Genomic DNA, 20,601 nt, shown 5'->3' with positions numbered 1-20,601 from the left:
AACTATGAATTATCAATTAAATTACCCAGCACATGCTTAAGCTTAAACTATTAATATTGATAATGCTGATAAGCGGTACAGCCTTTTCGCAACGTATTACCTTAAATACTGAAAGTCTTTCAGTTTCTGAGGTGTTTTTCGCTGTACAAAAACAGACAGGTTTTCGGACTTCGGGCAAGCTAGACCTTTTCGATTTATCTACACCAGTAAAAGTTAATGTAAAGGACATGCCACTATCCGAGTTTCTAATGACAATTTCAAATAATCAACCATTTGTTTGCACCATAGTTGATCGAAATATAATAATTTCTCATAGAGTGAAAGCGCCAAAAAATGAGAAGGCAACAGCTGTACAAATTCAATCTGCTCCCATTGGTACATTGATTTTTAAGGGAAAAATAACAGATGAGGAGGGGAAGCCAATTAGCGGTGTAAATATTTCATTGATTCAAAATAACAAAATAATCAGTTTCAGTGATACGTATGGTAAGTTTTCTATAGCTGCAGATAAAGGTTCCTTATTACGGATTAGTCACGTTTCATTTGTTCCGCGTGAGCTGGCGATAACAACTGAATTAATACAAGATCCCAGTATACGTTTAATTAGGCAAGAACAAAAGCTCTCTGAAGTACCGGTCAACAAAGGATATTATTCAACTACGCGAACGCTCAATACCGGTAATGTGGTATCCATTACTTCGCAAGATATTGAAAAACAACCTGTTTCTAATCTGTTGGAAGCGCTTCAGAGTAGGGTTCCAGGACTTACCATTGTTCAGCAGAGTGGTAATCCGGGTAGCAATTTTACGATTGAACTTCGCGGCAGGAATAGTCTAAACCAAAGCAATCCTTTATTTATTATAGACGGTATTCCATTCAGTACAGCTGCTATGGGACAGATTGCGGGCAATGTCAACAGCTTTTTGGGGGGGGTAGGGACAACAGGAGAGTCTTCGGCTGCCGGCGCAGGAGGACTTAGTCCACTTAATAGTATCAATCCTGGCGATATCGAGCGTATTGATATTTTAAAGGATGCAGATGCTACTGCAATTTACGGATCACTGGGTGCAAATGGAGTGATTCTCATTACGACTAAAAGAGGAAAAGCAGGTCCGATGCAAATCAATGGGCGTTTTAGTTTAGGATTTAGTAATCCTTCGAGAATGCCAAAATTTCTTAATACGAGGGAGTATCTACGATATCGCAGAGCTGTATTTAAGAACGACGCAAAAGAACCCGGACCAACTGATTACGATCTTAACGGAACTTGGGATACCTCAAGATATACACAATGGGGTAAAGAACTCATCGGCCGAAAAACTGTCAATACAAATAGCTCCATTTCACTTTCGGGGGGGAGCAGCCAGCTGAGTTACAGTATAAATCTAGCACACAATGAGGTGAGTCCACCATATGATGGGGACTTTGCTGATAAAAGAACTACTCTTGGCTTTAATATTAGCTCATCTTCTGCAGATAATCGCTTTCGATTAGTTTTTAGTGGAAATTATGGTTACGATGCAAATACTCTTCCGGGATTGGATGTTTCAAGCTTTTTAAATTTGCCTCCAAATGCTCCCGAACTTTTAACAGAGGATGGTAGGCTCAATTGGTGGAATGCAACGGCAACAAATCCGTACGCATCTCTTATGCAACGGTACAATGCGCTCACAAGAAATATATTATTTAATACGAGTCTTTCATATGAGCTTTTTAAAAGCTTGTTTCTAAGAACTAGTGTTGGATACTCCGATATCGGTTTCAATGAACAACGTCTTAATCCGCTTTCCAGCTTCAATCCTGGGATTGCAGGGCTTTCCGCAAGTTCCCTAACTGGTAACAACAAAAATAATTCTTGGATAATTGAACCACAGATTGAATATAATAAAGAAATTGGTGAGGGGAAGTTTACGTTTTTGGCAGGTACCACTTTTCAACAGTTAGAGTCTGGCGGCACTACAATTAATGCCCTTGGATTTGCAAGTGATGCTATGCTTGGAGATCTAAGTGCGGCAGCCAGATTTAGTACGCGTAATCGTTATAGTAAGTATAGATATAATGCTTTATTCGGACGCTTTAATTACGTTATTTTAGATCGTTATGTGATTAATTTAACTGGACGTCGAGATGGAAGTAGCCGTTTTGCACCTGGAAGACAATTTGGGAATTTTGGGGCATTGGGTTTAGCTTGGGTGTTTGGAAAGGAACCTTGGATTACGCAAAAGTTACCCGTTATTAGTTTCGGAAAGTTAAGAATGTCTTATGGTGTTACAGGCAATGACCAGATCGGAGATTATCGATACCTAGATTCCTACTTGGCCAATAATGGTATAACTTATTTGGGCATGACCGGTTTGTTTCCAAGTAGAGTGTTTAATGATGAATACCATTGGGAGAGCAATCATAAGCTTGAAGCGGCTATAGAGCTTGGCTTTTTTGATGATCGACTTATGTTGAATACCGCCTGGTACAGAAATCGCTCTTCCAATCAATTGGTAAATCTTCCTTTAGCACCCACTACCGGAAATACGAACGTACAGGCAAATTTGGCGGCATTGATCCAAAATACAGGATTCGAATTTGAGATTTCTAGCACTAATTTCAAGATGAATCATTTTGCTTGGCGAACATCATTAAACCTGACAATTGATCGCAATAAACTTTTGGATTTTCCGGATTTAGCCCTTTCACCTTACCGTACACAATATGTAGTGGGAAAAGCTATAAACATCAGTGAGCCCCTTTTTAAATTACATGGTGTCAATCCTCAGACTGGGCTTTACGAATTCATTGCTGCCGATGGTCAGATTACCTCATCTCCAGATAATGTAAAAGATGTAACTCAACGCAAAGAATTGAGGCCATTATATTATGGAGGGCTGGGCAATAATTTTCGGTATCGTAATTTAGAATTGGATTTTCAGATTCAGTTTGTAAAGCAACAGGGTAGAAATATGTTGTTTAACACATTAGGGAACCTACCTTTTTCTACAGCCACAAATTTACCTGAATATTTTTTGGATAATATTTGGCTTCACCCTGGGGATAATGTCAGTCTACAGCGACTCAGTGCCGGAGGCCTAGCACCCGGAGCAGCAGCAGTTACCACAGCATATAATGCTGCGAAGCGGAGTGATGGAGCATATTCAGATGCTTCTTATGTAAGATTGAAAAATGTTTCATTTTCGTACAAATTTGAGGATCAATTTCTGCAAAAAATAAAGATGAAGCAGCTTCGGATCTTTGCTCAAGCACAGAATCTTCTAACAATTACAAATTATAAAGGATTTGATCCAGAAAGTCAGGGATCTATGCTCCCTCCATTGCGTACTATTGTAATAGGCACACAAATTACCCTATAAAAATCAAAAAAATGAAAGGTCTATTTTTTATACGATTCTATTTATCATTGATCATTATTACACTCATTGTGAGCTGTAAAAAATTTTTAGATGTAGGTAGCCCAGTTACGGAAACATCCTCAAAAGAAATTTTTGCCAATGATAATAGTGCAACAGCTGCTATGCTCGGCGTCTACGGTGAATTTATGAAAACAGCAAATTTAAGTATGGGTGCTTCAATATTTCTCGGACAGTCTGCCGATGAATTCAGAAGCTACGCCGTAGCACCGTATTCTAACTATTATACAAATAACTTAAATGCAATAGATAACAACGATTTTTGGACGGCCTATTACGGGAGTATATATCGATGTAATGCAGTTTTGGAAGGGGTGTCAAAATCCTCCACAATAAGTTCAAAAGTCAGCGAACAACTTCGAGGAGAAGCACTTTTCACAAGAGCTTTTCTCCATTTCTATTTAGTCAATATTTTTGGCGATATACCCTATGTCGCAACAACTAATTATAAAGAAAATAACCTTGCTCCCAGGGAGTCCGTCGAGTCGGTTTACAATAAGATCATTGCAGATCTTCAAGAAGCAAAGGTGCTATTGAATGATATATTTCCTGATGCGGCAAATAAGCCTTCAACAGAACGCGTCAGGCCAAATCGGACAGCTGCAGAAGCTATGTTGGCCCGGGTCTATCTTTACAAGGGAGAGTGGGAGAGGTCAGAAGAATTTGCAAGTGCAGTTCTTTCAAAAAGTCAGGATTACGGATTATCTAATGATCTTAATGACGTTTTTAAGAAGAACAGCAGGGAGGCTATTTGGCAAATGATGCCCAGCGATGCTGTCAATACCAATGGATTTGAAGGATACACTTATATTCTACTTGCTCCACCCGGTGCTTTGGGCAGATTTACAATCGCTCTCAACGATTATTTATTAAATGCCTTTGAAATTGGAGACAAACGTAGAAATCATTGGGTCGGAACATATCTATCATTTCATTATCCCTTTAAATACAAGGTTGGGGCTCTTTCTCAGCCAACATCAGAGTATTCAATGGTCATTCGATTAGCAGAAGTTGTACTTATACGGGCAGAAGCCAGGGCGATGCAAGCAAAATTAAATGCTAGTATTTCGGATCTAGATAAAATTAGAAATCGAGCAGGTCTGGCGCTAATTGCAGATATAGACCCTATGGTCAATAAGCAGAAACTTTTAGAAACCATCTGGCACGAACGTCAGATAGAGCTTTTCAGCGAATGGGGACATCGTTGGTTTGATCTCAAAAGAACTGGAAGGGCCGATAGCATTTTGGCTGCAATAAAGGGAAGCAATTGGAAATCTACTGATGAGCTTTTTCCTATACCTAAAATACAGATTGATTATTCACCTGTTTATACCAATGCACAAAATCCTGGATACAATTAACGATCACATAAAAAAATACAATATGAACAAATTATTATTAGTACTACTCTCTTTAATACCATTAGTAAATCTCGCCCAGGGGAGTTTTCATATCAAGGGACGGTTTAAAGATAATAAAGCCCAGGGAAGGGTCTATGCCACCTATTATGCAGGGCAGACGGTTATAGATTCTGTAGACGTCATGAATGGTCAGTTTCAGATTCATAGTAAAGAGATTCTAGAATTGCCTTCAATGGTTAGTTTGGCCTATTCAAAATATAGCAAAGGAGTACGAAGTGTTGGGAATTCGATAATATTTCTTTTTTTGGATGGAGAAGAGTTGCAGATGGAAATTGGCGACGATTTTAATAAAGCTACAATGACGGGTTCAAGTATATATAAACAAATGTCCCAATATGTAGATTATATCAAAGTGCCGGGTGAGCCATTAGGGATATTACCTGTAAATGGAATTATTACTTTTGGTGCTTTAAGATCAGGATCTATCAATCCTCCTGAACAGCAACAAAAAAACGTGACTACTATGACTAAAGCAGATAGCCTTTTGGCCGAACGCTTACGTATGGAGCGTATTGCCAACGAAGACAGAAATAATCGGCTTGAGGTAAGGAAGATGTTGCAGATGAAATACATAGAAAATTTTCCAGACTCTTATTTTTGTTTAGTTGCACTGAAGGAGATTGCTGGTGTATACATGAACGTGGAAGAGGTCGAACCATTATTTTTAAAAGTTTCACAACGGTTACGTGAGACTCCAAGTGGAATTGCATTTGCTGCACGCATTGAAGCGGAGAAGAGAAATCCTACACCTAAGGTCGATATAGGAGCCGAAATCCGGAAAGCGCTTTCAAAAAGCAAAGAAGCACCAAGCACCAAATTCAAAATAGGTGATAAGGCTCCTGATTTTAGTATTCCAAATACAGAATCCAAAATGACAAAACTTAGTGATTTCCGTGGAAAGTATGTTTTGGTAGATTTTTGGGCTAGTTGGTGTGTTCCATGTAGGAGGGAGAATCCTAATTTAGTTGAGGCCTATCGAAAATTTAAGAAAAAAGGATTTGAGATACTTGGCGTTGCCTTGGAACGGCCCGACGATCGACAAAAATGGATTGAAGCGATTAAAGAAGATAAATTAAAGTGGATACAACTGTCTGATTTAAATACGTTTGATTCCCCTGTAGTTAAGCTTTACGGTATTGAAGCTATTCCGCAAAATTATCTTATTGACCCTGACGGTAATATTGTCGCCACCAATTTGCGGGCCGATGCATTACAACAGAAGCTTACTGAAATTTTTTCCGGAAAGTAATTTATGAAGTTTAAAACTAATATTACACTTTTATTGTTGTTTGTGGTTACTGTTAGTGCTTTAAGAGCACAACAGACCACTTCAATTCCCTTTGAGGAAAATAGAAAGCTACTAAAAAACATTATTGATATCGTTAAATCCGAACACTACGCTCCGAAATCTATTGATGATAATTTTTCTTTGAAGCTGTATCAGGCAACTATTGAAAACTTAGATCCTCTGGGTCAATTATTTTTAAAATCAGACCTTAAAAAACTAGATAGGTATAAATATATGCTTGATGAGGAGATTAATGAGTTCAAAGCTTTTGCATTCTTACCCCAGGTTTTAGCTATCTATATGAACAGATTAAATGATCTAGAAAAGGACTATGCTGAAATCCTTGCGCAGCCTATGGATTTTATGATCAATGAAGATACTGGACCAATGGGACGGACGGCGATAGGCATAGCCAAAAATCTACTACAGATAAAAGAGTCTAGAAGAAAACGTATTAAATATCTCATCATACAACAGTATTATGCACTTAGGCAAAACAACCCTACAAACCGAGATCTTGCCGGTCTAGAAATACGTGCGAGGTCTACAGTAAAGTTGCGTATACAAAGATCAATCGAACGTATGAGACTCTTATCAAATCCGACACAACAGTTTGAAGCTTATGTAGATCGTATACTCAAGATAATGGATCCGCATAGTAGCTATCTATCTGCTCGGGCAGAACGTGAATTTTCAGAATTGATGGACAATAACTATGGTGGATTAGGTCTTACGCTTGATGGCGAAACTTCTCCTCTTGGTGTCAGAATTAGTGGTTTAGATATAAATGGTAGTGCTTATAGGAGTGGTAAAGTAATGATTGGCGATATTATTGTAGCGATTGGTGAAGGAGCAAAAGGAGATTTCAGAGAGGTAGCAGGCATGACAAGTGGAGAAGTCGCTGCTTTGATCCGTGGCCAGCTTGGCACTTCTTTGCAGCTGATATTGCTACGAGGAGCCGAAGAAAATCGACATACCGAAACGCTAACTCGAGAGGCTAGCCAGGGGAATGGCTCTCAGACCAGAACTGCAATTATCGAATATGGAGGAGTTCAAACGGGCTATATTACTTTTCCGTTTTTTTATGAATCTCTCAATAATCTAAGTAGCAGACACTGCTCATTAGATGTTGAACAAGCTATCTTTGATCTTCAAAAAGAACAGGTACAGGGGATTATTGTTGATCTAAGGGGTAATGGCGGTGGTTCTTTAAGAGAAGCCGTCAGGATGGCCACACTTTTTTTAGGCCAAAGCCCTATTGTACATATTAAAGACAACAAAGGTTATCCGATTGCGAGGACAGCCAATGATTTGGATATGATGATGCCTACAGGTAAACCTTTTTTTCAACAAATTTACCAAGGTCCTTTAATTGTTTTAGTAGACGAGTTAAGTGCGTCGGCCTCTGAAATTTTTTCGGCTGCAATTCAAGACTATGGACGTGGTTTGATCATTGGAAGTAGTACTAGTTATGGAAAAGGAAGTGTACAGAAACTTATAAGGCTAGCACCTCCAATGGAAGGTTCTCTCCAATTGACCTATGCACAGTTTTATAGAGTTAATGGCTCATCCACGCAGCTCAAAGGTGTTAGTCCTGATATCGTAATAGCTGATCTGAACGAATACGCCGGCATCCGCGAGAGAGATCTTCATGATCCATTGCCGTGGGATATGATTTCACCTTCGCATGAGATTTTGGAGAAAGATCTTTCGCTTAAAAAACTCATTGCAAATGCACAATACCGTATTTCTGCAGATAGCTCCTTAAAGGACATATATGACCGATCAAAAGAAATCTCTTTTCTTAAAAAATCAAAGGTGAGCTTACAATACGACTCTTACAATATTATGGCCAAGCGACTCGCTAAGCTTTCTCGTCTATCACCAACTAAAGTCAATAATGATAAATTAAGGATACGTTCGATGTTTGAGGAAAAAGACGATTACAATCTCAGATTTATAGAAAAATTACAGTCAGATAATGTTATTAATCAAGCTATCTTAACGATGAATGACTTAGCAAAATAGGGACTTTAAAGAGTTATTATTAGCCACGCCAGGCCGATATTATCTGCCTGGCGTAATAAAGGCGGCAGCTCTACCAACTCCCGCAAAGATAAAGGCCAATCCCGTGATCGTTGTTAATGGTAGCCATTTTAAAATGGGAGTACAGATTAAAATGAGGGCAAAAATTAATCCGATAACATTGGCAATGAGTAAACATTGTCTTTTTAAGCTATTACTAGATGGGAAAAAAGATGAAAAATTGACCGCTCGTAGAGCTTGTATCGAAAGAATGAAGCCAATTATAAACGGTAATGTAGGAACAACTATTTCTGCCCGAGATAAAAGAATTGAGCCGATAAGAGTGTTGAGAAGACCACTTATAATCATGTAAATCAGATCTTTTTCCTGAATTTTATTCTTAATTGAAAAACAAATTTCAAAAATACCGCATACTAAAAATGAAATAGCTATTAAAGAGCAAAATTCTCCGTAGATCTCAGTAGGTATTATAATAATGTAAGAGCCAATCAATATCGAGGTAATGCTTGGTATCGCCTCCGTAATCCTCAGTCTTACATCCGCAATGCATTTTTTTAAAAACAAGTTCATAATATAGCTGCTTCGTTTTTTTTTAATTAATCACTATTAATTGTCTATTTTTTATCTAGGTTATGGTTAAAAAAACTAAACTTAATTGATAATGTAACATTTAAGGATGATATCGTGTATTTTTTTATCAATTGTTTTATAATAAATTTGAAAGTATATACATTACGGAGCAAAAAGTTAGGATGCACGAGATTCAAGTTTATTTTTCTCTGGCTGTTTTAAATTTTATGATAACTGCAAAACAGCATAATAGAATTATTACTATTGCGGCTACTATTGCACCTATCATAAATATTGAGCGTATGGCAAGTAACTGACTTTGCATTGCGGAGGATTTTGAAAGCATCATATTTGAAATCCCTATTGTATCACTTTTCCAAAAACCCTTTGTAGAAAGCAAGTTTTGATATAGACTTTGGCGCTGTACTAATATTTCATTATCTGTGGTTAGTTTGTCAAGAAATTGGTATTTATAATTTTGAGTAAAATAGAGCTGTAAGGTATATAAACCACTCATCGAAATTAATGTCGAACAGAACCTTGTATAAGCGCAGATAATTATCGCCGTCATTCCCGTGCTTTTTGGTACACTTGCAGAGCAGAATATAGTGATAGGAACAAATAGGAAACCACAGGCAAGCCCCTGGACGAAAATAGGCAAGCATAGCTCATTAAAGGAGAGGTCCGGCGTCAGGTGAAAATAAAGCCAGAGGTGATAAAGGCACAATAACGAAAAACCTACGAGTAGTAGTTTCGGTAGATTTTCTTTTTTTCTTAATATTAACCCTATGGCGATAAGTGTTGCTACGATGACCCCCAGTATATTAAATAGTCCAGATTGGACAACATCAACAGCGTCCCAGCCAAGTACGGAAGCTGCATATCCATAGATCAGATTTATACTATCTTTCACACACCAGAATACAAGCATCAGACCAATGGCAAAAATAAACTTCGGATATCTAAAAACATTCATATCAATCAGTGGATGCCTGATTGTTGTCTTTCGATAAAAATATAAAGATAAAGCTGAAATAGAAAAAAAGGAAGCATACCGTACTGTTTGGTCTGACAACCAATATCTTTTAGGTCCATAAATAAAAATATATACCGCCGCCACTACCCCAAACGCAAATAATAGGCCGCCGATCCAGTCTATTTGATACAGAGGTAATGGTTTGCGGTCTATTTTGAGTTTAAAGAGAAGAATACAAATAACCATTGCGACTATTTGCAGCCCAATCAGCGCATAATAAAAAACGGTCCAATCCCATCTTACCACGATCCACGAAGCGCCTATTCCGACAATAATGCCACAGGTTAACACCAATGAGAAAAAGATAGATACCCCGATCAAGGTGGCTTTTTCGATTGGCAGTGTAGAGAATAGAATAATCAATATACAGGCAGCTATTGTACAGGTAACTGCCCCCATAAAAAAACGTAGGACGGAAAATAATACGAGATTCTGCGTTACCATGCATCCAAGGTTCAAAAATATTCCTATTAAAAATGCAATGATAAGGTAGTTTCTTGTATTAAAGTATCGTTGCGTCCTGAATTGTATTGGTAAAAACGAAATGATACCTGCGTAAGATATCTGAAAGGCGAACGAAATATCCTCGGACTGTGCTCCATAGAAAGATATGACATGAGCCTGTATGAGTCCGAAAGAGGCAAATTGTGCCATTCCAGCAAATAAAATCAAAATCAAACAAATTCTTGTCAATCCAGGGTATTTGTTAATCCATGTTTTAAAATAAATATTTGACCTCATGAGTTATAAAGTTCTAATTTTTTGCCTTCACCCTTACCTTGACATTCATACCTGCTTTAAGTACATCTGTATCCTGATCAGGTGCAAATTTTATTTTTACAGGAATTCGTTGGATAATCTTTACAAAATTTCCCGTTGAATTGTCTGCAGGTAATAAAGAAAACTTTGAACCTGTGGATGCCGATATGGCTTCGATTTTTCCTTTGAATATCTTGTTGCCTATCGCATCTACTTCAATTTCGACAGTCTGCCCCACATACATTCCGTTAACTTGAGTTTCCTTAAAATTAGCGATTATCCATTTATCGTGCGTATTTACGATAGATACCAGCGGTTGTCCAGCTTGTACCTGTTGTCCTTCTAAAATATTTTTTCTTCCGGTGTATCCGCTGTATGGAGATGTAATGACCGTATAGCTCATATTGAGTTTGGCCAGATCTAACAATGCCTCGGCACGCTTCTTTGCAGCGAAAAGAGAACTGTATTTTGCTTGCAATTCGTTTACTTTCATATGACCTGTTTTTAGCCCGTTTACTGTGGCATTATAACTATTCTCGGCTACATCATATCGCGTTTTAACTTGCTCATAATCCGCCACCGTTACAGCATCTTCATTCAATAAATTTCTAAAACGTTTGACGTCCTGTTCTTGCTGCCACAGGGTAGCTTTTGCTACTTTGATCTGGTCCTGATTGATTAAAGTCGATGCTTGGGCTGAATTAATGCTAGCGGCTAAGATTTCCTGTTGTGCCTTGGTATCTTCCAACATTGCCTCTGCCTCTTTAACTTTTTGTGCGTATTCTCTGTCATCCAGTATTACAAGTGTATCTCCCTTTTCAACCTTCTGATGTTCTTCGAAGAGTACATTTTTTATAAATCCTCCCGCCCTCGCAGATACAGGATTAATAAATGATTCTATCTGCGCATCATTTGTATCTTCGTAGTGATTCGAGTACGTGATGTATTTTATGAAATAGACCACAGCAACGACTGATAAAATTAATACAGTGCAAGTCGTCATGATACCCATTATGGTAGCAGTTCTTGAATTTTTATTTTTTGGTTTCACGATTTTTTCTGTTTTAAATTTTTCCTGTTAAAAAAAGTAATCTGTAGTATATCGAAAGCGCGGCAATATTTGCCTGTATATGATTAAATTTAGCCTCATATAAGAGGTTGTCGGCTTCAAGTAGATCCGTCAGCAAACTTAGCTGATTGGAATATTTTGCATTTTGTATTTTATAATTAGCTTCGGCCTGTATAATAGATTTTTCGATAACTGATATTCTGTCAATGGATTCAGTATATTTAATAAATAAAGTTGCTGCCTCCTGTTTTACATTCTCTTCAATCCATTCTTTCTGTTGTTTAAGCCCGCTTTCTCTCGTCATCGATGCGTACACTTTATTTTTGTTCTGGTATAATGAAGATATATTATAGGATGCTTTTATGCCAACAAGTCCTACTCCTACAGTCTGTGGTTTAGGTGGAAACACAAAGGTATTGGGATAATTTAATCCGTAACCACCGAATAGACTAACGTTCGGAAGGTTGAATGATTTTGCAATTTTGGTGCGGTTCCCCTGCAATTGAATGTTTTTCTGTATCTTCAAAATAGAGAATGCTTCTGCATAATTGCCGGTCATTTTTTTTACATCAATCAAATCAGGAAGCTCGAGTGAGGCTGTATCTGTAATTAAGACATTTGCAGTGTCTTCCAAATTGAGTAAAAGTTTTAGCCGTTTTATCCCGATTTGATAATCATTTTTATTTGTCTTTTGGCTCAAATGTAAATTCGATAATGCCACATCTGCACGTAGTAAATCACTTCTTGTTACTTTTCCATTAGTAAAGAAGGCATTAATATTCTTAAATCGGGTCTGGGCTCTTATTGTTTGTTCCTTTAATAATTTTTCTTGATAATAATTACGTACTAAATCCAAATACTGTAGAGCTGTTTGTAAACCAATTGATGCCTTCTGTTCATTGTGGTTTATAGCGGCTAGCTCATTTTTATGCTGTGCGTCATTAATGGTGAATGTTTGCCGCCCGCCGGTATATAGGTTAAATGAAGCTTCGATGCCTAGGGTGCCAGCATTGGCATTTGGAGGTTTTGGAATTGAGTTTGATTCGCCTAGCACTCCATCAAAAACCGTGATATCGCTATACCGCTGGTAGGATGCATTTGTAGCGACATGAGGCAATATTGCTATTTTTGCATCTTTTAAGTCAGCTAGACTAGCGGTTATTTCATTTCTGGACACCCCTAATAGTTTGTTAAAATCCTTCGACCTGTTCACAGCTTCAACAAATGATAATCTGATCATTGTACTGTCTAAAACCTGTGATTTAAGAACTCTTGGGATACATATCAAAAATAAGAGTAGTATCGTGAATTTTGATTGTTTTACTTTGTGTATCATTTTTAGTTTCTATTTCCGTATGCCAGCTAGGGAGTTATCCCAAAATCATTGCTAAAAAAATCTTGACAAATTTACCTGCAGTTAATATTAAAAAAGTATATATTTCCCCTTATTTGGTGGACAAAACACTTTTATGTTTATGGGAGTTGAAAATTGGAGTTTGAGTAAAATCAATATATCACTATTTTTAAGTACTGATATTATCAGTGCTAGATTTTATAGTGTTGTAGCAACTTGGAATTTTTGAGCAAGGTCTATTCTGTCAAGGCTATTTTAAGGAATGCTTTGTTAGATCGATTTCAGTGGGGGGGGGGGGAGACAGGTTATGCCATAGCCTTCAATTTTATTCTGGTTCCTTACCGAAAGCTTTAAAGTCCTTTCGAAATTGGCCGGGTGAGATCTTGGCCAACTTGCTAAAAATTCTGTTGAAATATTTAGGATCATCATAGCCCATCTCAATGGATATTTCTTTTATTGTGAGATCTGTATAACAAAGTAGGCGCTGGCTTTCCCTCAGTACTTCCTGCTGGATAAAGTAAGTCGCTTTGAAACCTGTCACCGCTTTTATCGTATCACTTAGGTAGGTAGTTGAATAATTCATTAATTCGGCATATTCGCTGGGCTTTTTTAGATCATGGTAATGTTTCCTTACCAGTCTTTTATACTTTTTTGTTAATTCCGATTTTCCTCGTGAGTGCTGTTTTGAAAAATATTCCGCAGTAGCCTGAAAGGAAGCTGCAATCTTATATATTCCAGGTCGTACTAAAGAATCGACTGCAGCCTTGTGAAAGCTCCTTAATGTACAGTCATTGTAAGTTGTAAAAAGGAGCTGGAAATAACGCTGATACCAGTCAAAATCAGTGGATGAGAGGGAGAGTACAGGTTCCGAAAAAGAGGCGTCTTCAATTGTAAGGCGTACATGTTCATCAATGATCTTATTGTCCACAAAAAGTATCCAGCCCTGGCTATCGCTGTCAAAGCTTATTGCACGTTGGATCTGCCCGGGAAAGAGAAAAGCCAATTTTGTTTGCGTGACTTCTATTTTTTTAAAATCAATCAAAAGTTTCGCTCGGCCCCTCGTCAAAAAAAGACATACAAAATGGTCATTACGGTGTAGCTTACTTATACTTTCTATAAATGACGAAATAAAAGCGTTATTGATCATATCAATGCGTACGCCAGATATATTGTCTTTTAATTGCCATACAGGAATAGTACGTTTCATAGACTACTAATTTTATGTCGCAAAATAATCAGTTTTTCACTATAAACCAATGCTTAATTCCCTATTACTATTCTTAAATATAAATTATACAAAATCCGAAATCTAAGATTTTACAAAATTTTTCTTATCTGAGATGACCTCTCCCCAAAAAACTGGAGCATTTAAAAGTAGAGAATTCGGACTTGAATTACTAATTTTAAAAGGGAGGAAAAACGATGAAAAAATCAAAGTTTACCGAAGCACAGATCGCCTTTGCGATCAAACAGTCCGAGACAGGTACCCGTGTGGAAGAAGTCTGCAGAAAAATGGGTATCAGCGAAGCTACGTTCTACAACTGGAAGAAGAAATACGGTGGCTTGGGGGTATCGGAGCTGCGTAAGCTCCGGCAATTGGAAGAAGAAAATGCACAGCTGAAAAAGCTCGTGGCCGATCTTAGTCTGGACAAACAGATGCTCCAGGATGTATTAAAAAAAAAGTTTTAAAGCCTTCGCAGCGTAGAACCATGGTTACCGGACTCATTTCTGATTATCGAATTTCCCTACGCAGAGCGTGCGAGGTATCTCTGCTGAGCACCTCAGTTTGGTATTATAAACACCATAGACCAGATGACAGTCCATTACGTCTTCGCATAAAAAGCATTGCTGAAACACGTGTCCGTTACGGCATAGAGCGGATCGTCGTTCTTTTGAAACGTGAAGGCTGGCGGGATAATCCAAAACGGATTTATCGAATTTATAAAGAAGAAGGCTTAAATCTACGGGTGAAAAGGCCCAGACGCTGCCGCGCCGCCGCTCATCGATCCGAGAGACCGGTTTTTTCCAATTTACATGACTGCTGGAGTATGGACTTTGTCGCTGATGCGCTGTTCGATGGCAGGAAAATCCGCTGCTTAACTATAGTGGATAACTATAGCCGTAAATGCATGGCTATTGCGGTTGGACAGGGGCTTAAAGGAAGTGATGTTGTTTCTGTTTTGGAAGGGCTCCGACTATTCCAACAGGCAATACCCAGAAAAATCCAAGTGGATAACGGATCGGAATTTATTTCCAAGGAGGTCGATAGATGGGCTTATGAACATCAGGTGGAATTAGTTTTCTCCAGGCCAGGAAAACCAACAGATAATCCGTATATTGAATCATTCAATGGAAGTTTTCGGGACGAGTGCCTGAACGCGCATTGGTTCCTGTCATTGGAAGATGCGAAGGAAAAAATTGAAACCTGGAGGGAAGAGTACAATACCTTCAGACCCCACAGCTGTTTAGGGGACATGACACCTGAAATGTTTATCGAAAAACAGGTCAAAACAGCAGAATTTTCTACTTTAGAATACTCTTAAATTCGGGGAGAGGTCAAAATTTTTGACATAAATATGTATGTTTGTTAATATTTCTAGCTAATCCTTTCTAGGAATTATAAATATGACGTTGTCAGAAACAACGAAAATGAAGATACATTAAATCTAAGTAAATATCTATTTTTATATGGAAATAATTTTAGGCTTTACGTTCTACTATTATTAAGATTTGGTTTTAAATACTTAAGTCTCTTTTAAATGTTCCTTTTGATTAGTATTGTTTAATATCACCCAAATTATAAGAAAGTAAATGTAAATCTACCTTATAAGATTGTCCCATTTTTTTAAATTCGAACTTTTCCAGAATATGGATCATTGACTCTTTTCTAGTTGTTGCAAATATTTGATTTGTATGAATCTTTTTCAAAAATTCATTTAATAATTTTTGACATAGCCTTTGCCCTTCATATTTTGAATTTGTGACAATATACCCTAACTCTTTTAGACCTTCTTTGTTGAACTTACCCACTCCAGCCTGCTGAAACACTCGTTCTTTATAGGATTTTAATGGATTTTTTAGTGTCGCAGAGCTAATAATGACGTTGTTTTCAACAAGTAAGGCTATTAAATCGGCGTTTTCAATTCCTTTTTCAATATAACTGCGTTGAACTTGACCTCCTTGTTCAATCAAGTCAATAAGTTGGTCCAATAAAATTTTATCAATATTTTCGGGTCTTTCGATAATTGTTTTCATAAGATTCTCTTTCGATTTAAATATGGAATGTGATATGAAATACCCTTCCATATTTACTTCTTTATTTCTATTGTATAGAACATTTTTATCTAAATATAAATTAATTTTTATAGTTATGTATATCGATACTATAAAAATATTGTTGCTTTTTTAGATTATAGATTTATTTGAGCTAGATCTATTTTCCATATTCTTATCCTATAAATCAATTATCTCAATTACCACAGCACAAACAAGACGAATTAGTTGAAATTGTCGGAATCCTCCGGAGATAACCAATCCAGCTAAGGTAATTTTGTTTGGCAGCCGTGCTACTGGCAAGTGGGTAGAGGATGAATATGTCCATGAGAGGGAGGCTGGTTCTTTATATAGTTGATTACGATTTTTTGGTTCTATTGGATAGTTCAATAGAAGATGAAATAGGGATAGTTAACAAAATTGGTAATCGTACCTTGAAATATGAAAATAAACTAAATTCAAATGTTAATTATCAATTCTGAAGGCAGGTTGCATGTATACATTGTCTGAGCCAAGAAAAAATAAGTATTGTTTATACTTGTGGCCTAGATAATCCTCATATTGAAAAATTACAGTGTTCCCAGAATACTCTGTTATTTCCATAAATACTGAGCTTAGCTCCATAACAATACAGAATGATAGTTTTTTTTCCTTTGCGAGCATTACATTTTTTACGATGTAAGGAATTTCAATGTCAATATAATCTGGAAAATTATGACTAATCTCTAAATTTTGTAGGGCATTGGATTTAATGATTACATCGAACTTTGTTTCACTATGTGATTTTGAATTAGTATAAATAATATCGTTTACTTCCAATATAGGGAGATAACTGTCTAGAAATCTCCTCTGTTCCAATTGTGTAATTACCCTTTGCTCTCTAAAAGTTTTAACCAGATATATTGCCGTAAATGCAGTAATAAAAAGTATCGCCCAGTCGCTTACAGTACCCCATATTGAAGCTTCGAAAGGAACTTTAAAAAGTCCTACAGCTGGGAATCCTTTATTTAGAATGAGCCAATTATTTACGAAAGCAATTCCCGAAAAGAAGCCGATAATCAGGCCAATGATCAGAAGTGCTTTATTATCAAAGTTTTTCATTATGCTATTAAAACAATTTTAAGAAATGGAGAAAGGTTTCCAAACAAATAAAACTTGTTTTAGCTCCCTCCAACCTCAAGAACCTGTGCTCCTCTAAACAAAAAGGAAGAATAGTGACTCCCAAATAAATATCGTTAAATTTGATATCATTTTGCACTGTCGTCCTTTTTACAAAAAATAGATTAGTATTGGTTACTAAGACTTCGAGTAATAATTTTTTGTTCCAACCTTTACACTTTTCAAAGCGTTTAACTTGGCAATAGGTCGAAGTATATCAGTTAAATCCTTATTAGTGAGATCTAGTTTTAAATATGAATCCTGTTGATTAAGTTCTACTATGATTTCTTTAATTGATTTTTTTGAATCGAAGAAATGAGAGTTAATCAAATTGTCTACGCCTAATTTGATTAGGTTGGTTCTTTCTAATTTCGCTTGAGCATCTCTTTTTGGTAATGGCTGATCGATGGCTATATCAGGATAAAATAATCGTGGTGAGATTCCAAGATCAATAGCAATTGCATTAATTTGATCATGGGTGTACATTTCCGGCCGATTTGGATTCTCAATGTTTCCAATATATCCATCTGTCACATCTAATAACATCGCAAAATATGATTGTGATTTATTGTAACTATTTCGGATCTGTATGCTGTTTTTTACAATTTCAAGCTCATATTGCGATTTCTTGGTCATGGCAAAATATTTTTTGCAATGTCTATAGTTATTACTATATTTGTCTATAGTTGCAACTATAGAAATAAAACTATATATGATTAAGACGTAAATAAGCTGTATTTTCACTTTTCTATTCCGTTGAGGAAGTTAGAAGGTGTTTACTTGTAAGATCTCGTTCGAGCAATGTGGTAATTGATTAGGACACGAGTGGTAAGTAGACACCTCGGTGCAATGATATATATTGTTGGGCCGAGGTCTTACTGATTGTGTCTGGTAGGCAACTACCCCCGATTACCACCGGGAGCTCGAACTTTCAGTAGCCTCGGCCTAATTAATAATTAGACATTGAGGCTCTATCAAATTAGAGCTATGAAACAAAAAAAACAAACCACAAAAAACATCTTTAAATCTCCCGAGTAGCTCGGCATGTTTAAGCCAGCAATGATCTGGCCACATCAGCTATGGAATTCGAGATGCCCAATTATATACCGAGTCATATCCATTCACTAGAATTCTAGCTATCCCAATTAACCAATTTTATTACGGGCGGTTTATGGCCAAAAAGTAACCGATTCAGTCGGACAGGAATAGCTATGCCTTAAACTCGCCATTAAAAATCTAATGAATGAGATCTGATTATGCTCACCTAATTCTACTGGATTTGGTAATTTATGAAACTCATAGATCAGGATATGATCCTGTGAAAAATGTTCAAGACTTTTGGGATAAGTATCCTTTAAGTACAATCCAAGACTATATCGTTGTTTTACATCCCGACACGAGCGATAAGGAGAATTTGAAGGTCAACCCCCAATTGTCTGAATTTTCCGTCGAACTTCTCCGCGTCCTGATAGCTTATTTTATGATCCACATGACCCGATTGGATCTTGGTAAGGTATCTATTTCAATAGGAGTAAACAAAGAAGCAATAGATACTTCTAAAGCGATCTCCGATTTCTTTCAGCGGGTATCCCCATCCAATACCAATTCCTAAAATGATGAAAAAATTAAAACTACAATTCAATAGCAGCGCACTGCTATATATCCAAATACTAAAGATCACGGTAATTGTGATCTTATACTTCTTAGTTTCTATGTTTAGTTTATCAGCTCAGACGTCCCGCAAGAACAGCGGGGCCGATGGGCTACTTTCAAGATCAGCAATTAAAAAACTGAATCTTTTAATCGCTTTATGTTCATTGTGCTTTCCTACCATGCTAAAGGCACAATTTTATACGCCCGATTCGAGTTCTTTATATGTAGGCGATAAAGTGCCGGAAAACTTCTATACAACAAAGTATAAGCTATTTGACCTTAAATCTAAAGCTGAATCAATCAGTGATCTGAGTGCCGATTATGACAAGTTAATCGTATTGGACTTTTGGGCCAACTGGTGTAAGCCTTGTCTGTACTACCTGATGAAAATGGATTCCATCTCCAAAGAATTGGATCCGTCCAAAGTAAAGATTATCCCAGTTACTTATCAGTCTAGTAAAGATCTGATCAAAATAGCCGAGCGTTTTGCTTGGAACTATCGGTCCATTACCGAGGATACGGTATTGGCCAAAATGTTTCCGCACCAAAACCTACCGCATATGATCTGGATCTACAAAGGTAAGGTGGTCGCTAAGCCCAAGTCAGACTATGTCTCCAAGGAGAATATCGCATTGATCCTACATGAAGATATGCCCAAGATGGTGCAGAACAATGCTATTAAAGCTATAGATCCAAACAAGTCCTTGTTTACAGTGAACAATGGTAAAGCAGATCTTTTGGTCGATCAAAAGGGCTTTAAGATGGCTGGGTTTGTGGATCAATATTTTACGGTTCCCCTGACTATCCATCGTGGCAGGGATAGTATGTTGATCTATTCAATCAATAATCCATTGGACCAGCTTATTTATCAGGCTTTTCGTCAGGATGTCTTCCAGCTATTTGATATTACATCGGCTTTTCAGTGGAATGTATCGCCATCTATCCTGCAAAAACAATCTTTTCATGAGCCTGTACCAAGCTATCAAGGCGATTATGCGCACGACCTGAAAGTAAGGGATTGGATGTTGCACAATTATTATAGCTATGCTCTAAAACTACCTGCATCGTATACTGATGCTGACGTCAGGCATCTCTTACAGCAAAGGCTGCAAAAGGCAATACTTGCTCATTTTGGGTTAAAAGTAGAGCTTATTCGAGGCCCCCGAAAGCGGTATGCTGCACTGCAAAGAATTCGGCCATTATCGGTCGTAAAAAAGCTATTGCAGCAGCCCTTATCTGCAAAGCAATCTGCCGATACTGTACAGGCAGAGGTTGCCTTTTTTGATCAGCCACATTTTCAGCTATTTGTTTCTGCACCGCTCAGAAATATGAAACAGCTCAAGCTAGATGAAAATGCTGTCATTAACGAAACGGATATACCAAACGATTTCATGGCATCTTTTGCATTCCCTAAATCCATGCGAAAAGCAACGGAGCTACAATCTGTACAACAGGAACTGAAACGCTACGGTATGAAAATCGTTATCATGGATCGAAAAGTACCTATGCTACGCGTTTCGCAAGTCAAAAAAATCAATCGTTAACCCTTAATCTT

15 protein-coding genes are annotated in these 20,601 nt (G+C 37.3%); 7 read left to right on the top strand and 8 right to left on the bottom strand.

Translation table 11 applies throughout. The features are described 5' to 3' along the window. Positions 1-32: 32 nt before the first annotated feature. The 4 genes from GVK91_RS08980 to GVK91_RS08965 are packed head-to-tail and all read left to right on the top strand — an operon-like array spanning position 33 to position 8,156. Complete coding sequence (locus tag GVK91_RS08980) at positions 33-3,362, top strand: SusC/RagA family TonB-linked outer membrane protein (RefSeq protein ID WP_159728026.1); 3,330 nt, start codon at positions 33-35, stop codon at positions 3,360-3,362. A gap of 11 nt (positions 3,363-3,373) precedes the next feature. Beyond that, positions 3,374-4,780, top strand: a complete 1,407-nt coding sequence (locus GVK91_RS08975) for a RagB/SusD family nutrient uptake outer membrane protein (RefSeq protein WP_159728024.1) — start codon at positions 3,374-3,376, stop codon at positions 4,778-4,780. 22 nt (positions 4,781-4,802) lie between these two features. Further along, entirely contained in the window at positions 4,803-6,089 is a 1,287-nt protein-coding gene (locus GVK91_RS08970) for a TlpA disulfide reductase family protein (protein ID WP_235032835.1), read from the top strand. Positions 6,090-6,131: 42 nt separating this feature from the next. Next, positions 6,132-8,156: a carboxy terminal-processing peptidase gene (locus tag GVK91_RS08965; RefSeq protein ID WP_159728022.1), complete on the top strand. Its 2,025-nt coding sequence runs from the start codon at positions 6,132-6,134 to the stop codon at positions 8,154-8,156. A gap of 39 nt (positions 8,157-8,195) precedes the next feature. On the opposite strand, the gene GVK91_RS08960 is transcribed toward GVK91_RS08965, so the two are convergent. The 5 genes from GVK91_RS08960 to GVK91_RS08940 all read right to left on the bottom strand — a co-directional run bounded on the left by GVK91_RS08960 (position 8,196) and on the right by GVK91_RS08940 (position 14,169). Then, entirely contained in the window at positions 8,196-8,744 is a 549-nt protein-coding gene (locus tag GVK91_RS08960; RefSeq protein WP_159728019.1) for a DUF308 domain-containing protein, read from the bottom strand. Positions 8,745-8,943: 199 nt separating this feature from the next. After that, positions 8,944-10,521, bottom strand: a complete 1,578-nt coding sequence (locus GVK91_RS08955) for an MFS transporter (RefSeq protein WP_159728017.1) — start codon at positions 10,519-10,521, stop codon at positions 8,944-8,946. Between the two features lie 13 nt (positions 10,522-10,534). Beyond that, on the bottom strand, positions 10,535-11,590 hold the full coding sequence (locus GVK91_RS08950; RefSeq protein ID WP_235032834.1) for an HlyD family secretion protein: 1,056 nt from the start codon (positions 11,588-11,590) through the stop codon (positions 10,535-10,537). A 13-nt stretch (positions 11,591-11,603) separates the two neighbouring features. Next, the gene (locus tag GVK91_RS08945; RefSeq protein ID WP_159728015.1) at positions 11,604-12,848 is read right to left on the bottom strand and encodes a TolC family protein; all 1,245 of its coding nucleotides are present in this window, start codon (positions 12,846-12,848) and stop codon (positions 11,604-11,606) included. Positions 12,849-13,287: 439 nt separating this feature from the next. Continuing rightward, complete coding sequence (locus GVK91_RS08940; RefSeq protein ID WP_159728013.1) at positions 13,288-14,169, bottom strand: AraC family transcriptional regulator; 882 nt, start codon at positions 14,167-14,169, stop codon at positions 13,288-13,290. Positions 14,170-14,384: 215 nt separating this feature from the next. Between GVK91_RS08940 and GVK91_RS08935 the strand changes: the two genes are divergently transcribed. Beyond that, positions 14,385-15,505, top strand: a protein-coding gene (locus GVK91_RS08935) for an IS3 family transposase (protein ID WP_159728011.1) whose coding sequence is annotated in 2 segments (ribosomal slippage) — positions 14,385-14,637 and positions 14,637-15,505 — 1,122 coding nt in all. Because the reading frame shifts where the segments join, the coding sequence is not laid out codon by codon here. A 229-nt stretch (positions 15,506-15,734) separates the two neighbouring features. On the opposite strand, the gene GVK91_RS08930 is transcribed toward GVK91_RS08935, so the two are convergent. From GVK91_RS08930 to GVK91_RS08920, 3 genes are all read right to left on the bottom strand, one after another. Then, on the bottom strand, positions 15,735-16,217 hold the full coding sequence (locus GVK91_RS08930) for a hypothetical protein (RefSeq protein WP_159728009.1): 483 nt from the start codon (positions 16,215-16,217) through the stop codon (positions 15,735-15,737). A 483-nt stretch (positions 16,218-16,700) separates the two neighbouring features. Further along, positions 16,701-17,336 (bottom strand): hypothetical protein, encoded by a 636-nt coding sequence (locus tag GVK91_RS08925; protein WP_159728007.1) that lies wholly within the window; start codon positions 17,334-17,336, stop codon positions 16,701-16,703. Positions 17,337-17,531: 195 nt separating this feature from the next. After that, positions 17,532-18,029, bottom strand: a complete 498-nt coding sequence (locus GVK91_RS08920; RefSeq protein ID WP_159728004.1) for a hypothetical protein — start codon at positions 18,027-18,029, stop codon at positions 17,532-17,534. Positions 18,030-18,636: 607 nt separating this feature from the next. Here GVK91_RS08920 and GVK91_RS08915 point away from each other — a divergent pair. Together GVK91_RS08915 and GVK91_RS08910 are read left to right on the top strand one after the other, a co-directional pair. Beyond that, on the top strand, positions 18,637-19,005 hold the full coding sequence (locus tag GVK91_RS08915) for a hypothetical protein (RefSeq protein ID WP_159728002.1): 369 nt from the start codon (positions 18,637-18,639) through the stop codon (positions 19,003-19,005). Position 19,006: 1 nt separating this feature from the next. Beyond that, on the top strand, positions 19,007-20,590 hold the full coding sequence (locus tag GVK91_RS08910; protein ID WP_159728000.1) for a redoxin domain-containing protein: 1,584 nt from the start codon (positions 19,007-19,009) through the stop codon (positions 20,588-20,590). The last annotated feature ends 11 nt before the right edge of the window (positions 20,591-20,601 follow it).

The organism is Sphingobacterium sp. 18053 (assembly GCF_902706145.1).
Lineage (GTDB): Bacteria > Bacteroidota > Bacteroidia > Sphingobacteriales > Sphingobacteriaceae > Sphingobacterium > Sphingobacterium paramultivorum.
This window is presented reverse-complemented; position numbering and strand designations above follow the sequence as displayed.